We start from the raw sequence: 12,191 nt of genomic DNA on the forward strand, positions 1-12,191 counted from the left end.
CTTCCGTGGATACCGCTGAGTTCGCTGCCAGCTTCCAAGCCCTGCTGGACCAGCAGAGGCCCCAGGACCTCAAGCCCCAGCCGTCACAGGACGTGCTGCTGGTGTCCGAGCCTCTGCCCGAGCCCGAGCTGGACCCGTTCTTCGAGCACTACTTCGTGCCCGAGACCACCCACACCAGCGACCTGCCTGCCTACCCCCTTGCCCCCGAGGACCCATACGGGGTCTTCGACGATCACCTGCTCGAAGAGACAGAGGAGACAAAAGACGTGGCTGTTACCAACCCCGCGAACGCTGCCTACCGGGCCAAGAGGACCGGCTTCCAGGGTGCCCTGGTGTCCGTCCTGGTCGCTGTCGGTGGGGTCCTGGCCTCGCTGACCATCGGCGCTGAGATCGACTGGAGGCTTCTGGGCCTGTCCGTCGGCCAGGCCGTCCTGACCGCTGTCATCTCGTACCTGCACAACGACAAGTCCGCCACCAGCGAGTGACCCTCGCCTGAAGAAGTAAGAAGCCCCCTCCTCACGGAGGGGGCCTTTTTGCGTTGTGTCACTTTTGGGTCTTGAGACCCTCGTTGCACCCGAGCATGAACGCGTCCTTATCCTCGTCGCTCTGGGGCTTGGCGAAGTCTTTGAGACCGTCCATCTCGTACATGTGCACGAACCCCTGCTCGCAAGAGGAGAACTTCCTGGTCGTCTCCAGAGACTTGCTCGTGAGGATGGTGGCGGCGGAGGATCCGTCTACGTAGAACCGGCTTCGCCTCAGGTCGTCGTCCGACGCCGAGCATCCGCTCATCGCCACGCCGGCCACGATTCCGAGGGATAACCACGCCTTTGTACGCATGGCCCGAGAGGGTAGCCGACGCCTACGACAACTTCGGCCTAGGGAATCGGGTCAGGGCCCGCAAGGTCTCCCCCACGGGCCCATACCGGCGTGCTAGTGGGTCTCGTCCAACTTCCGCAGGTGTGCTACAGCACTCTCAGGGCTGGAGAAAGTCAGGATCTCCTTGTCCGGGCTCGGAGCTCCGACCAATACCGAAACGGTAGGCCCGTCCGTCACCAAGATGCAGACGGGCTCGCTGTGAGTCCGGAGGTGGATCGCCGTAGCGTTGACGCTGTACCGAAGCAATGAGAACCAGCCGATTGAGTCGAGCTGCTTCCGGACCGCCTCAGCCGCTCCGTAGTGGTTCAAGCGGCCCTCCTGACCGCGATCTCGCGGGTAGCGATGGGGTCCACCACACCCGGATCCTCGCCGAACGGCGTCACCAGGAGGTCACCCGAGACCTTGACCTCGATCGTGTGGGAATCGAACCAATCCCACATGCCCGGAGCCGCTGGCCGACCCCAGAGCGGACACTCCTTGCTGAACATCAGAGTCCCGTTCCAGCTATCTGGGATGGGGTCGTCGGCGGACTCACGCCGCACAGCCGTCAGCGTGAAGCGCTCCAGACCCTCGTACGGGTCGTACTCGAACGCCAGCGGCTCGCTCTTGATCGTGTAGGGGACCTCGTCGTCCTCGTAGTGGTCCCAGTGCCACCAGGTGACCTTGACCGTGCCATCCGGCAGCTCCTCACGGCGAAGCTCTACCGGGTCCAGGTCCAACCCGCCCGCCATCTTGATGTAGAACTGGACCTCCGGCCAGTTGGCGAACTCAGGCTTGATCGCGCCCTCGGCCACGCTCCGGTGAACGCTGATGTAGTTCTTCACCCAGTGGTCGTAGTCCTGGACGTTCATCCCGTTCTCGTAGACCTCGACGATGGCTCGACCCTTGAGGGACGTACCGCAGCCAGACATGCTGTCTCCTTCCATGCGAAGGCCCCGGCCGGTTGGCCGGGGCCAGAGTCATACGGCTAGGTCAGGCAGCGGCGATGTTCGTCTTGAACTGCTCCCAGGTGCCAGCCGGGATCGAGACCCCCACGGTCACCTCTCGGCCGTCGCTGTCGTAGCCCTCGAACTCCAGCTCGTAGGAGCCGTCGGAGAGCTTCGCTGCGTCGGGGATGGTGTACGGGTCCAGATCGACGTACGGCATGCGTTCTCCTCTTCTGGTGGTGTAGGCCGCGGGCCGAGCGACCTTGGCCACACACGGACCGAAACCCGTGCGCGACCAGGAGTGCTCGATCTACCGATGTCCTCCGGGATGGGTAGTCTGGGCTCGTGGAGGACTTTCTGATCCGAGCCCTATTTGGGGCGGCACTCTTCTGCGTGCTGACGCTGGCTATCTGGCTCGTACGCTGGCTGGTCGGGGACTTCGGCTAGAGCGAAGGGCTACCTGCGCTCAACCCACCAGGAGGCCAGCTCGTTGCCCTGGATGACCCAGCGGCCGGTCAGCTCGTAAACCCAGCCCTTGGCGTCGTCCCAGCGTTCCTCGGACAGGAACGACCGAGGTACGAACCCGTTCGCCAGGACCTCGTCCAGGTTCTCGACGGTGCCGTCCCAGGCGTAGACCGTCCCGTTGTTCTGGTAGACCCGCGGCTCATCTGGGAGCCGTACGTACATGCCGAACGTGATGACCAGGTCCCCGGCGCGCAGCTCGGGGGTGGTCAGCATCTCCAGCTCACTCATGAGCAGTCCCTTCGGGTGTCTGTGTGGGTCAGGCGGCGAGAAGCTCCTGGGCGTCCTCTTCGGAGTCCTCAACCCAGACGAAGAGGGTTGCGGGGCGTCCGCCCTCCGAACGCATCTTGCGGGCCTGGACTTCGGCGCAGGACTCCACGATGGCCCGGATCTCCGCAGCCCTCGTACGCTGGAACTTCCGGGCAACCTCGGAGGAGGTCACACCCTGGTCCCCCGCCTCGCGGATGAAGGACAGGACCCGAGCCGGCACGTCGTCACCTGCTGCTTCGGCCTCGGGGAGCGTGTACGTCACGGTCGCGACCATGTACTGCACCAGAGCCAGCGCTGCATCGAAGTCCTGGATCTTCAGGACGTCACGCTTGTCGGCCAGCGCGTACAGACCGGCGATCCGGATCATGTACGCCATGGCCCGCTCGGTGTACTGGCCGAGCTCCTCCGAGCCTGTTGTGAGCGCATCGCAGATCTCTCGATGCTTATGCTCGAAGACCCTGGCCACGTCATCCGGGACGATGAGATCCGTAACCTCACCAGCGAACTTGAGGATCTGGCCGAGTCGAGTGCCCAGCCTCTTGATGACCTCGGTCGGGTCGACCGTTGCGAACACCGGCAGCTTCTTGGACTGGAGCACCCAGACCGGGAAGAACCTGTTGTAGGTGCCGCCCGTGGCGTCCTTAGACCCGGAGATCGCACCCCAGTTCTTCGGCTGGATGTGGCCCACGATTGCAACGTGTGGCTTCTTGATGACCAGGTCGGTCTGGCTCGTGCGGTGCGCGATGTTCGAGCCGTCCCACGCCTTACGCAGGTACGTACCGATCTTGGAGTCGCGCTTGCTGTTCGTGATGAAGGCATCCATCTCCTCCTCGACGAACATCATCGGCGTGGCAACCCCTCGGATTGCCCTCTCGGACAGCTCCGAGGCGAAACCCAAGCCGGTGGCCGGGCAGCCGTAGACCACGCTGTGCTCTGCGAAGTCCCCGAAGCCCTCAGCAATCACCTTCATGGCGATGGCCGTGGCCGTGCCCTTGCGGCCCAGGCCGGTGGGCCCGACCAACACTGGCCAGAATGACAAGGGCATCGAGCCCTTACCCGTACCGACACCTGGCAGGTTGCCAACGGCGGCTGAGAGACCAGCCAGGAGCGTTACCAGGACCCCGACCTTGGCCCCTTCGGTGTACTGGTCCAGCTCCTCGACCATGGCCTTGCCGACAGGCCCGACGAACATGGCTGGGTCGGCAACCGGAACCCGGTTGCTCATAGTTTCGGACATGGCGAATAGACCTCCGTGCTTGATGAAGAAGAAAGAAAGAAGGCGGACGCAGGCGGGCGAATTACCGACGCCGGTAGAGATCCCGCTCTCTAACCCAATCCCCGGTGAAGAAGGCCAGGGAGTTGTACCAACGGACCTTGTAGATGGGGCTGCCCTCTTCGTCCCACTCGATCTTGAGAATCTGCCAGTTGGGCGTAGGGTTCTTACGTCGCTCCACGATTTCCCACTTGCGGAATTGAGGCCGCTTACACCCGTCAGGGACGCGAGGGATTCGACGGAAGATCATGCGTATCTCCTAATGCTTGTTTGCCCAGGTAGAGGTTCGGCAGAGGGCCCCGAAGGGCCCCGAACCCAGCCGCTACCGGTCAGGAATGGAGCACACGGGCTGCTTGAGGCCCAACCGCTGTACCGCCAAGGTCGGCGCGCTTACCGGCAATCTGACCCTCTCGATAGCCATTTCCGGAGAGCTTCCGCTTGGGCTTCCGAAGGCTTATACCCTCGGTCACGTATCGCTTGACGATCGCCTGCTTATCGACCAGGGCAACCGCTGTTGAAGTACTGTTCGGCGTATCCGCGACAGCCCTCTCACGGGCTTCCCGGATCATTCGCCCAACCTCGGCGGCGTACCCCATGAGGAATGTGCGCTTCCACGCGGCGAGGGTCGGACCGTTCAGGTAGAAGCTCACTCCCTCAACCGCACGCGCCAGCTCGTTCGCGGACTGCAAGAGCAGCGAGGTGAAGAGCATCTGAATCTCTTCGATATCCGACGGGTAGCCCCCGAGGACGTAGAAGAAGCTCTTGGAGTTGCGCTGCTTCCGAATGCCCACGTCGGTGTACCCGTAGACCCCCGAGTTGCGGGCAATCTGGTTGAGCAGCGTTCGCTTCTCGGGAGCGTAGGGGGCGTGAACCTCGATGACGACGCTTGTGAGTTCCTCACGCTTCGTCGGGTCCTTCAGCATCGTTCGCTCAATGCCATGCTTGGCCATGAGCTTCATGGCCGCCGACATGAACGTCTTGGCCTCCTCGGCGTTGTCCGTACCCTCCGCCTTGGCGATGAGCAGGCGAACACGGCGCATCGTCTTGTTTTCTTCCATGGTGAAACCCCTTCAATGGGTGTGGGTGCTTGTAGAGGTTCGGTAAGGCCCTCCGAAGAGGGCCAGGCCCAACCGCTATGCGGCCCTGTAGTCGTTCCAGAAGCCGTCCACGGGCATACCTACGTGCCAGCTCTCGACGACCAGGCTGTGTGCGGACTCCTCCATGATCTGGGCGTGGATACCCAGAGCCTTGCCGATGGCGTTTTCCGGCTCCGATTCCGTGACCACCCAGACGAAAGGCGCATGCCCTTCGTCACGCTCCAGGCCCGAGATGGTGACGGTGTATACGGAGGTCTCAGACATTCGCACTCCCAACGTGAACGCGCAGGAAGTGGTTGCTGTTGGCGGTCTCCAGAAGATGCGAGGTATCCCCGGTCATCGTGACGACGACGTAGATGTAATCGCTGAGGAAGTTGATGGGGCCATTGTCGATACCCGAACCCTCGAACTTCTCCCGGAACGCGGCCAGCACTTCCGGGCATTCATCGAACGGCCGGGGAGTTCCGTCCTTGAATGTGGCCACGATGATGACCGGATCCATATCCCCGTTTTCCGAGTACCAGTCGCAGACGTATGTCTCGACCTTGCGCTCGGGTGTATCCCGCACGGCGAGGAATGACGCCTGAGTGATGAGGCGATCCTCAGCACCCACGAAGCTCTGGTTGTTGAGGTAGTCAACCCAGGTGCTGTCGTTCTCTACGATCCAGTCGTAGATGTCATCCGGCTTCCCGAGGATCTCGGGAGGGATACCGATCTCGGACACGTCCAGATCAAACTCGTAGACCTCCTTCTGCTCGACGGCCATACGGATGATGTGGCGAACCTCAGGGCTCTTAACCGGCATTACGATCCTCCTCGACTCCGGAAGCCCGGCACGTAGCCGGGCAGGAAAACTCTTCGTCGTGTATGTCGTCTTCCGTGGCGGGGGTGCCCGACCAAGGGCACCAATCCCCGATGTCGTTCGTGTGCTCGTTGATGTGGAACGGGTTAACCGGCATTGCGGTACTCCAGACCGGAGATCCATACGGAGTCGGACCGGGCGGTTCCCCAGCCGTGGATTTCCTCGTGAGCGTGCATCACGGCCTTGCCGAGAACCTGCTCCCAAACCGAAGGGGGCAACATCCGGAGCTGGTCGGCGATGATGTCGGCGGCGTCGGTGCCATCGTCCTCACCATCATTCGCGCCGACGTCCTTGTACCACTGGCGAACGTGGACGGCGCGGGAAAGAGCGTCGGTCATGGTCATGGTCTCCTCATAGTTCGAGCTCACTTGCTGTACGCCATTTCCGCGTAGGTCTGTACCTGAATGGCCTTGCCGTAGCTGAGGAGTTCGAGCAGCTCTCTACGCTGCTCCAGGGCATTCACGATGATTCCGCTGTCGCTGCCCCGTGCGATAGCACGCTCGTAGTCCTTGACCCCTTGGCTAAGGCAAATGCGAAGCTCGATTAGCTGGTCAATGGTGAGTTGCATGTCAGACCCCTACCGGGAAGAAGTGCATGGTGCCTATCGGAGTAGCCCAGTGAGTGTCGAATACGGTCTGTCCGTAGTCGCCGACGCGGGCAGCGAAGTCGGAAACCTCGTACTTGTAGATGATGAAACCGGCGTCATGAAGGGCCTTCTCCCAGCCCTTGAACCACGTGCACAATGCGAGAACAGAGTCGAATCCGCACCGCTCGAAGTCGTTGATGCCATTCAGGCGTCCGTCCCTGGACGGCGGCGGGTGCTCGTCGTCCCACGAATGCGAGTTAGCCATTTTTGACGTCGCCGCGTAGACCGCTTGTGACATTCCCTTGAACACGTACGGCCCCGAGGGGAACCCTTCGTACGTTTCCTGCTGGTGCGCAACTCGCCAGACGTACATGCCATTACCTTTCGCTTTTCGGACACGAGACAGTTTCGATAAAGCGGACAGGATTAGCTGTCCGCCAAATCCAAACGGACTAGTGGCTGTCGAAGACGTGCCCGTGGTCAGAGATCCAGAAGTCTTGCTCCCAGGCGATTACGTCCACCTCGATACGGAAGCCGGGAATGTTCGGAATTCCTTCGTCGGAGAACCCCTCCGTGTATTTCCAGGCAAAGTCCTCCATGCTGTCGTATTCACCCCTGTATCGGTCCTCGAAATTCGAGACGGCCTCATCGAGGTAATTCACACCTCCGACATATGCGAGGTAGTCAGCAAATGCCTGGCGATTATCGGAGTCAACCTCCGAGAGCTTTTCGTGAATCTCCCAAACGCTTTCGAGGCTCTGGTATTCGCGAAATTCGATGCTGAATTCGCTGTCGTAGTCCCCCAGCAAAACCTCGTCGGCATTCCTAGTGACCTCGGCAACCTTCGCCTTGAAGTCGTCCAAGTTCGCGCATTCGTCCAGGTCAACCCACCCGCCGACCAGGTTGCCGCCGACGTAGGCGGCCAGGTTCCAGAAGTGAACCGATACGGTGGACTGCATGACGGGGGAAGAAGTAAGAAGCATTCCCGTGCCTTTCATTTACGAGCGGAATTGCTCGGCAAGGCACCCCGAAGGGTGCCAGACCCAACCTTTCCGATCAGCTAATGAGAGCCTTCAATTCGGCTTTGATTTCCCTCGCACGCTGGCCACGGAACGTGGACGCATTCGACAGGAAATACCGGATGATGGAATCGGCATCGTCGTAGCCGTACATATCCGTGACCTTGTCCAGCGAACGCATAGCGTCCAGGTAGGGGACCGCACCGAAGTAGACCTTCGGCCAGGCGGAACGAATGTCCGCCGCGATTGCGTGAATGGGGCGGTGGGTAGTGGTACTCATTTCAGATCCTCTCTGCGCTGATGATGTGGCCATTTAGAGTGAGTTCGCCGGTCGCGTGCCCCGCGCACAGGAGGTATTCCGGTGTGACATCGTCGAGATCCGGGAGGCGTACACGAGCTTTGTGCGTACCGATTTCCGGGCAAAAGAAGACGTCGCACTCCACTACTTGCTCTCCTTGCACTTGTGGTCGAATGAACGCGCCGCGATGCATTCGAGGTAATCGCCCTCATCGATCCCGTAGACCATCTCGCCGCAGGTGAGGCAGTTGAATACCCCTCCCCATTGGTCGGTGTAGGCGACCGCTTGAATGCGGTTGAGCACCAGGGCCAGAGCCTTGTCAGCGAGCCTCGCCTTGAGACGCTTGATCACTGCGACTTCCTTTCGATCCACGAAACCCAGGTGACGGCCTGAACCGTCTGGGGAAGCTCCCCGAGCTGCCATGCAGCGGCCCTGTAGACGTCCGCCAAAAGCGCATACCGGCCTCTCGCGTTAAGGCCACGGGGCTCGGCCCCGTACCTCTCACCCACGGCAATGTCGTGGGCGTGCCGGTCAATGCAAACCGGCATGGGATCGGTCGGATCAGCAATGCACCGGTAGAACTGACCGGTCTTGATGTCCATCGGAAGAACCGTTTCCGGATCCTCACCGGCCATGATCCGAGCCGCCTTGGTAAGCGCGTCACCGAAGTGACCAGATGGCTTACCAGACTTGAATGCCCGAGTCGCGAGGTTGACGTTGGTCGCCCAACGCTTGTTCGCGGACAGTGCAGCGATCACACCTGCACCAGCTTTGATGTTGCCTTCGGCGATCATGTAGGCAAGCTGATTCGCGCTGCGATACCAGGCCATACCTCGGGCACGCTGGTCAACGGTTGCGGAATCCCAGACCGTGAGGACGTTGGTTGTGTACCTGGCGAACGTTGGCCCATCGGGGTTAATGGGAATGAGCACGGCAAAGCCGCCTTTCTTGCTGTGAATGTGGAGACAGAGTGAGTGCCCCTAGCCGCCTCGATGGGCAGACACGGCTATACCGAGCTAGGGGCTGGATTGGTTGCTATTTCTTGAGGTCTCTCAGCAGGTCGTCAGATCCCTTTCGGATCTGCTCTCGACAGTCGGCGCACATGTCCCCCTGGTTTCGTACGGGGATCACACCGCATGCTGAACAGCGTGGCTTCAAATAGCTACCAATCTCCTGAATTGGGGCATGGTTATGCCTCGGGCGTCAGACGCCGGCCAGGTCCAGGGCCATCTGATCGGGGTGAACCCAGGCGTAATCCTCGGCCATCCACGTACCGACCAACTCGTATCCGAGATGGGTCAAGTCGCTCATGTCGTCCGTGTCCAGACCGCCATTCCGCAGCGCGGCCAGGATCAGATCCCGCTGAAACTCTGGGTCGTTGATGCCAGGGAAAGACACGTCCCGGTGCCCTTCGGCCTCGGGCCAGATCTCATGCTCACCCAAGAGCTCCCGGAACTTGTCGTGCATGTCGTCGAGGCTGATATCCGCCTCAGTCAGCTTCCAGATCTTGGACGAGAGATCCGAACGCAGGTACTGATTCCAAGCGGCCTCGGCACGCTCCTCGATCAACCGATAGTTGTCGTCCTCGTCGTAGATCGGGTACTCATGCACCAGACCGGCGAGGACCTCGGCGAGGCCCTTGGCCTCATCACGAACCGAACCCTTGCCGAACTCACGGGGGTCAATCTCAAGCCAGTACTCGCAATGGCCATACGCACTGTCGTGGCAGATCAGCAGGGACTTGTAGTCCCGAGCCAGCGAACGGTGATTCGACTCCTGCCAGTCGCTGCCCGAGTAGTCCGAACCCTCCCACGGACCCGAGATCGTGAGAGTGTTACCGCCATGAAGCGCGGTCATCAGCTTGTCTTCCGTCACGATCCCGGCGTCAAGCAGGATCTGGAAAGCCTCGTTCTTCATACCTGTGTCCTCTCAGACGTTCCACGAGATGAGGTAGTCGGACGCGAGAGCCCTGGACTTGAATCCGGGGAGCCACTCGATGTCACCGGCCGGGCTGATCTCCCAGCCGTCCTCGCCCTTGCACACCGAACCGATGTGCTCCCACCGGATCGGCTTGAGGCTGTCTGCGGACCTCACGGCCTGCTTCACCTCGTACAGACCCGAGTCGATCTGCTCGTACCTGATGTTGGAGTGATCGAAGATGCAGCCCTTGGGCGTCTTGATTCCGAGCATGGGTGTCTCCCTGTTTGTGGTGGGTGGGGATGGGTGCCCCTAGGTCCCTTCGATGGGTACGGACACAGACCAGCGACGCAACCCGTTGGGTCGCGCCTAGGTCTGCACCGGCCTAAGAGCTGGCTGCGCTAGACGCCGTAGCCGGTGAGCTCGGCTATGACGAACAGGGCTTCCGTGACGGTGTGAATCTCCTCGCGGGCGGGGACCTCAACCGTCTGCCCCATGCCCAGACGCCAGATGTCGTCGATGGTCTGGCACAGACCCGCAACGTTGTCCGGCAGGTACCGAGCGATCATGAGATCCATCGTGTAGGTGTGCATCTGGAACAGACCCCGACCGGGGATCTCGCACTTGAGAATGAACTGGTTCATCGCTACCAATCTCCTAGTTGCGGGCAGCCGAAACTGCGTGCCGACGTGCCATGACCCTGCCGACCGCTTCACGATCCGAACCGAACGACGACCCGAGGCACGACACGTTGTCTCCCTTGGCCATGTACGCCACGTAGTAGCGGCCAGACTTCATGGTGAACCCGACGACGTTGCCGTCCTCAGTCAGAGTCGTCCCGCCCATGGCGTTGCCACCAAACCCGAGCATGCTTACCTCCTGCGCTACCAAACCCCTGGCTCAGGGCACAAGGGTGCCCTGGGTGCCGGCGAGTTCTCGGATGTGATCTGAGGACCACACTTCGTGTGATCCCGAGACCACCGCCGAAGCGGTGTACCTGCTAGACCCCCGTCCAGACCTCGGACTTGCGGGTGAACCCGACACCCAGTAGGTCATCGATCTCCGAGCTAAGTACCCGGAACGCATCGATCGCCGAGGGGTAGGTTCGCGGGGTGTTCTCCCAGGTGCAGGTGTCGTCCGCGCTGACCATCGCGCCCTTCGACGTGACCCACCATTCGCCATCGCGCTGGAACATCTCAACCGTGGCCGTGTCGTCAAAGCCCGGCAGGTGCAGTTCCGCAGTGAAACAGACCGACATCGTCAACCTCCAGTTGTGACCTGAGAGCTCGCAAGGTGCGAACCCCGAGGCCACCGCCGAAGCGGTTTCCCGTACTTAGACCGCGACGTGGGACAGTGCGTGCCGCAGCGCTTCCCGCTCGTAGTGCCGTGCCTCAACCAAGGTCTCCGCCTCGGTGGCCCAGGCCAGGTACTGCGAAGCCTGGTCGCACTTGCGGATGAACCCGCCGAAGACCTTCCCCTGGTCCGCGACCAGGACCCTGCACCCGCACCTCAGTGAGAGCGCCGTGTTGTGCTGCATACCAACCTCCCGAACTACCAACCTCATGCATGTGGGCATAGGGCTAGGCCACATCCCAGTACAGATCGGCCAGCTCACCCCAGGTCTCTACCCAGGGCATGGCCCCCTCGGGGCCGCCAGTCTCCAGGTGCATCTCTACGGCCACCTCAGACGCCCGTGACAGGGCGTCGTGGAGGGTGGCGCGGAACTCTCGCTGCTCGGTGAGCGTCAGGACGTCGAACATCTGGACCTCCAGTTGTGACCCAGGGACCACGCGAGTTCGTGATCCCAGAGCCACCGCCTGGCGGCGGTGGTGGGGTACCGCGTACCCCCTAGCGCTTGCACAGCCGGTCGTACTTGGCGGCGGCCCGGCCGCCCCAGTAGTACCCGAGCTTGCGGTGCGACTTGGCGTACTTCTGGACCTTGTAGACCGCCTCGGCCTTGTCCCCCTTGGTGACGCAGAGGATCACGCCGGGGTGGTTGTAGCTGAGTGCCCAGTACGCTTGCTGGGCGACCTTGCCGTGGGCCGCATACGCCACGGTGGGCTTGGCAGGCTTGGTGGGCTTGGCCTCGGCCGTACCCGCCGAACCGGCGACGACCACCAGGGCCAGCCCGGTGGCGATGAGCAGCTTGCGGAGCATGTGTACCTCCAGTTGTGGCCAGAGGACCGCACGAGGCGTGCGATCCCGTGACCACCGCCTGGCGGCGGTGGGGTGCGGGAAACCACTCCCGCACCGCGTTTTTCGTATCCGTCGCCGTAGGCGACGGCGAGATCTCTTGCCGTTACCGCAGACCCCTCGCGGGACCTGCTTCCCCTCTTGCTCGGACCTGAGGCATCGCTCTCTCAGTGCAGCCGCACCCGGCCCAAGGTGTCCGCGCGCCGGGCAGGTAGCAAGTACCCCGGACCTACATCGCGCTCGCACCGGCCTGTTGCCGGGCTTGGCCTCTCTCGGTTTCCGAACCGTCGAGTCAGGCTCAATCTCCAACCCAAACCCCGTGCGGCTCACCGCCTCCCAGGTGGCACGAACC

At 61.7% G+C, this 12,191-nt stretch carries 24 protein-coding genes; 1 reads left to right on the forward strand and 23 read right to left on the reverse strand.

All coding sequences use genetic code 11. From position 1 onward, the window contains the following. Nucleotides 1–5 precede the first annotated feature (5 nt). Nucleotides 6–485, forward strand: a complete 480-nt coding sequence (locus ACTMTF_RS15175; protein WP_441111192.1) for a hypothetical protein — start codon at nt 6–8, stop codon at nt 483–485. Nucleotides 486–543: 58 nt separating this feature from the next. On the opposite strand, the gene ACTMTF_RS15180 is transcribed toward ACTMTF_RS15175, so the two are convergent. From ACTMTF_RS15180 to ACTMTF_RS15290, 23 genes are all read right to left on the reverse strand, one after another. Beyond that, nucleotides 544–837 (reverse strand): hypothetical protein, encoded by a 294-nt coding sequence (locus ACTMTF_RS15180; RefSeq protein WP_441111193.1) that lies wholly within the window; start codon nt 835–837, stop codon nt 544–546. 344 nt (nt 838–1,181) lie between these two features. Next, the gene (locus ACTMTF_RS15185) at nt 1,182–1,787 is read right to left on the reverse strand and encodes a hypothetical protein (RefSeq protein WP_441111194.1); all 606 of its coding nucleotides are present in this window, start codon (nt 1,785–1,787) and stop codon (nt 1,182–1,184) included. 61 nt (nt 1,788–1,848) lie between these two features. After that, on the reverse strand, nt 1,849–2,022 hold the full coding sequence (locus tag ACTMTF_RS15190) for a hypothetical protein (protein WP_441111195.1): 174 nt from the start codon (nt 2,020–2,022) through the stop codon (nt 1,849–1,851). Nucleotides 2,023–2,258: 236 nt separating this feature from the next. Next, entirely contained in the window at nt 2,259–2,555 is a 297-nt protein-coding gene (locus tag ACTMTF_RS15195) for a hypothetical protein (RefSeq protein WP_441111196.1), read from the reverse strand. A gap of 28 nt (nt 2,556–2,583) precedes the next feature. Next, nucleotides 2,584–3,831, reverse strand: a complete 1,248-nt coding sequence (locus ACTMTF_RS15200; RefSeq protein ID WP_441111197.1) for a DUF3987 domain-containing protein — start codon at nt 3,829–3,831, stop codon at nt 2,584–2,586. 365 nt (nt 3,832–4,196) lie between these two features. Continuing rightward, nucleotides 4,197–4,925 (reverse strand): DUF2786 domain-containing protein, encoded by a 729-nt coding sequence (locus ACTMTF_RS15205; protein ID WP_441111198.1) that lies wholly within the window; start codon nt 4,923–4,925, stop codon nt 4,197–4,199. A 75-nt stretch (nt 4,926–5,000) separates the two neighbouring features. Continuing rightward, entirely contained in the window at nt 5,001–5,228 is a 228-nt protein-coding gene (locus tag ACTMTF_RS15210; protein ID WP_441111199.1) for a hypothetical protein, read from the reverse strand. Continuing rightward, nucleotides 5,221–5,769, reverse strand: a complete 549-nt coding sequence (locus ACTMTF_RS15215) for a hypothetical protein (RefSeq protein ID WP_441111200.1) — start codon at nt 5,767–5,769, stop codon at nt 5,221–5,223. The genes ACTMTF_RS15210 and ACTMTF_RS15215 overlap by 8 nt, the downstream gene beginning before the upstream one ends. A 143-nt stretch (nt 5,770–5,912) precedes the next feature. Then, a complete protein-coding gene (locus tag ACTMTF_RS15220) occupies nt 5,913–6,170 on the reverse strand; it encodes a hypothetical protein (RefSeq protein WP_441111201.1) in 258 nt (85 codons plus the stop codon). A gap of 20 nt (nt 6,171–6,190) precedes the next feature. Then, nucleotides 6,191–6,394, reverse strand: a complete 204-nt coding sequence (locus ACTMTF_RS15225; protein ID WP_441111202.1) for a hypothetical protein — start codon at nt 6,392–6,394, stop codon at nt 6,191–6,193. A 1-nt stretch (nt 6,395) separates the two neighbouring features. Beyond that, the gene (locus ACTMTF_RS15230; protein ID WP_441111203.1) at nt 6,396–6,785 is read right to left on the reverse strand and encodes a hypothetical protein; all 390 of its coding nucleotides are present in this window, start codon (nt 6,783–6,785) and stop codon (nt 6,396–6,398) included. Between the two features lie 79 nt (nt 6,786–6,864). After that, nucleotides 6,865–7,371 (reverse strand): antirestriction protein ArdA, encoded by a 507-nt coding sequence (locus ACTMTF_RS15235; protein WP_441111204.1) that lies wholly within the window; start codon nt 7,369–7,371, stop codon nt 6,865–6,867. Nucleotides 7,372–7,468: 97 nt separating this feature from the next. After that, entirely contained in the window at nt 7,469–7,711 is a 243-nt protein-coding gene (locus tag ACTMTF_RS15240; protein WP_441111205.1) for a hypothetical protein, read from the reverse strand. Nucleotides 7,712–7,873: 162 nt separating this feature from the next. Beyond that, nucleotides 7,874–8,080 (reverse strand): hypothetical protein, encoded by a 207-nt coding sequence (locus ACTMTF_RS15245; protein ID WP_441111206.1) that lies wholly within the window; start codon nt 8,078–8,080, stop codon nt 7,874–7,876. Next, complete coding sequence (locus ACTMTF_RS15250) at nt 8,077–8,661, reverse strand: DUF7178 family protein (protein WP_441111207.1); 585 nt, start codon at nt 8,659–8,661, stop codon at nt 8,077–8,079. The genes ACTMTF_RS15245 and ACTMTF_RS15250 overlap by 4 nt, the downstream gene beginning before the upstream one ends. A 271-nt stretch (nt 8,662–8,932) precedes the next feature. Continuing rightward, on the reverse strand, nt 8,933–9,646 hold the full coding sequence (locus ACTMTF_RS15255; RefSeq protein WP_441111208.1) for a hypothetical protein: 714 nt from the start codon (nt 9,644–9,646) through the stop codon (nt 8,933–8,935). 12 nt (nt 9,647–9,658) lie between these two features. Then, entirely contained in the window at nt 9,659–9,919 is a 261-nt protein-coding gene (locus ACTMTF_RS15260) for a hypothetical protein (RefSeq protein WP_441111209.1), read from the reverse strand. A gap of 128 nt (nt 9,920–10,047) precedes the next feature. Continuing rightward, a complete protein-coding gene (locus tag ACTMTF_RS15265; protein ID WP_441111210.1) occupies nt 10,048–10,290 on the reverse strand; it encodes a hypothetical protein in 243 nt (80 codons plus the stop codon). A gap of 13 nt (nt 10,291–10,303) precedes the next feature. Beyond that, nucleotides 10,304–10,516: a hypothetical protein gene (locus tag ACTMTF_RS15270; RefSeq protein WP_441111211.1), complete on the reverse strand. Its 213-nt coding sequence runs from the start codon at nt 10,514–10,516 to the stop codon at nt 10,304–10,306. A gap of 130 nt (nt 10,517–10,646) precedes the next feature. Continuing rightward, on the reverse strand, nt 10,647–10,904 hold the full coding sequence (locus ACTMTF_RS15275; protein WP_441111212.1) for a hypothetical protein: 258 nt from the start codon (nt 10,902–10,904) through the stop codon (nt 10,647–10,649). A 75-nt stretch (nt 10,905–10,979) separates the two neighbouring features. After that, nucleotides 10,980–11,183, reverse strand: coding sequence for a hypothetical protein (locus ACTMTF_RS15280; RefSeq protein ID WP_441111213.1), 204 nt, complete (start codon nt 11,181–11,183; stop codon nt 10,980–10,982). Between the two features lie 43 nt (nt 11,184–11,226). Continuing rightward, complete coding sequence (locus ACTMTF_RS15285) at nt 11,227–11,406, reverse strand: hypothetical protein (protein WP_441111214.1); 180 nt, start codon at nt 11,404–11,406, stop codon at nt 11,227–11,229. Nucleotides 11,407–11,494: 88 nt separating this feature from the next. Continuing rightward, a complete protein-coding gene (locus ACTMTF_RS15290; protein ID WP_441111215.1) occupies nt 11,495–11,803 on the reverse strand; it encodes a hypothetical protein in 309 nt (102 codons plus the stop codon). Nucleotides 11,804–12,191: the final 388 nt, after the last annotated feature.

The organism is Nonomuraea sp. ZG12 (genome assembly GCF_052068115.1).
Lineage (GTDB): Bacteria > Actinomycetota > Actinomycetes > Streptosporangiales > Streptosporangiaceae > Nonomuraea.

Excerpts from the sequence above, each read along its gene's own strand:
- ACTMTF_RS15180 (WP_441111193.1), bottom strand. The coding sequence starts at position 837 with ATGCGTACAAAGGCGTGGTTATCCCTCGGAATCGTGGCCGGCGTGGCG.
- ACTMTF_RS15185 (WP_441111194.1), bottom strand. The coding sequence starts at position 1,787 with ATGTCTGGCTGCGGTACGTCCCTCAAGGGTCGAGCCATCGTCGAGGTC.
- ACTMTF_RS15190 (WP_441111195.1), bottom strand. The coding sequence starts at position 2,022 with ATGCCGTACGTCGATCTGGACCCGTACACCATCCCCGACGCAGCGAAG.
- ACTMTF_RS15195 (WP_441111196.1), bottom strand. The coding sequence starts at position 2,555 with ATGAGTGAGCTGGAGATGCTGACCACCCCCGAGCTGCGCGCCGGGGAC.
- ACTMTF_RS15200 (WP_441111197.1), bottom strand. The coding sequence starts at position 3,831 with ATGTCCGAAACTATGAGCAACCGGGTTCCGGTTGCCGACCCAGCCATG.
- ACTMTF_RS15205 (WP_441111198.1), bottom strand. The coding sequence starts at position 4,925 with ATGGAAGAAAACAAGACGATGCGCCGTGTTCGCCTGCTCATCGCCAAG.
- ACTMTF_RS15210 (WP_441111199.1), bottom strand. The coding sequence starts at position 5,228 with ATGTCTGAGACCTCCGTATACACCGTCACCATCTCGGGCCTGGAGCGT.
- ACTMTF_RS15215 (WP_441111200.1), bottom strand. The coding sequence starts at position 5,769 with ATGCCGGTTAAGAGCCCTGAGGTTCGCCACATCATCCGTATGGCCGTC.
- ACTMTF_RS15220 (WP_441111201.1), bottom strand. The coding sequence starts at position 6,170 with ATGACCATGACCGACGCTCTTTCCCGCGCCGTCCACGTTCGCCAGTGG.
- ACTMTF_RS15225 (WP_441111202.1), bottom strand. The coding sequence starts at position 6,394 with ATGCAACTCACCATTGACCAGCTAATCGAGCTTCGCATTTGCCTTAGC.
- ACTMTF_RS15230 (WP_441111203.1), bottom strand. The coding sequence starts at position 6,785 with ATGTACGTCTGGCGAGTTGCGCACCAGCAGGAAACGTACGAAGGGTTC.
- ACTMTF_RS15235 (WP_441111204.1), bottom strand. The coding sequence starts at position 7,371 with ATGCAGTCCACCGTATCGGTTCACTTCTGGAACCTGGCCGCCTACGTC.
- ACTMTF_RS15240 (WP_441111205.1), bottom strand. The coding sequence starts at position 7,711 with ATGAGTACCACTACCCACCGCCCCATTCACGCAATCGCGGCGGACATT.
- ACTMTF_RS15255 (WP_441111208.1), bottom strand. The coding sequence starts at position 9,646 with ATGAAGAACGAGGCTTTCCAGATCCTGCTTGACGCCGGGATCGTGACG.
- ACTMTF_RS15260 (WP_441111209.1), bottom strand. The coding sequence starts at position 9,919 with ATGCTCGGAATCAAGACGCCCAAGGGCTGCATCTTCGATCACTCCAAC.
- ACTMTF_RS15265 (WP_441111210.1), bottom strand. The coding sequence starts at position 10,290 with ATGAACCAGTTCATTCTCAAGTGCGAGATCCCCGGTCGGGGTCTGTTC.
- ACTMTF_RS15270 (WP_441111211.1), bottom strand. The coding sequence starts at position 10,516 with ATGCTCGGGTTTGGTGGCAACGCCATGGGCGGGACGACTCTGACTGAG.
- ACTMTF_RS15275 (WP_441111212.1), bottom strand. The coding sequence starts at position 10,904 with ATGTCGGTCTGTTTCACTGCGGAACTGCACCTGCCGGGCTTTGACGAC.
- ACTMTF_RS15280 (WP_441111213.1), bottom strand. The coding sequence starts at position 11,183 with ATGCAGCACAACACGGCGCTCTCACTGAGGTGCGGGTGCAGGGTCCTG.
- ACTMTF_RS15285 (WP_441111214.1), bottom strand. The coding sequence starts at position 11,406 with ATGTTCGACGTCCTGACGCTCACCGAGCAGCGAGAGTTCCGCGCCACC.
- ACTMTF_RS15290 (WP_441111215.1), bottom strand. The coding sequence starts at position 11,803 with ATGCTCCGCAAGCTGCTCATCGCCACCGGGCTGGCCCTGGTGGTCGTC.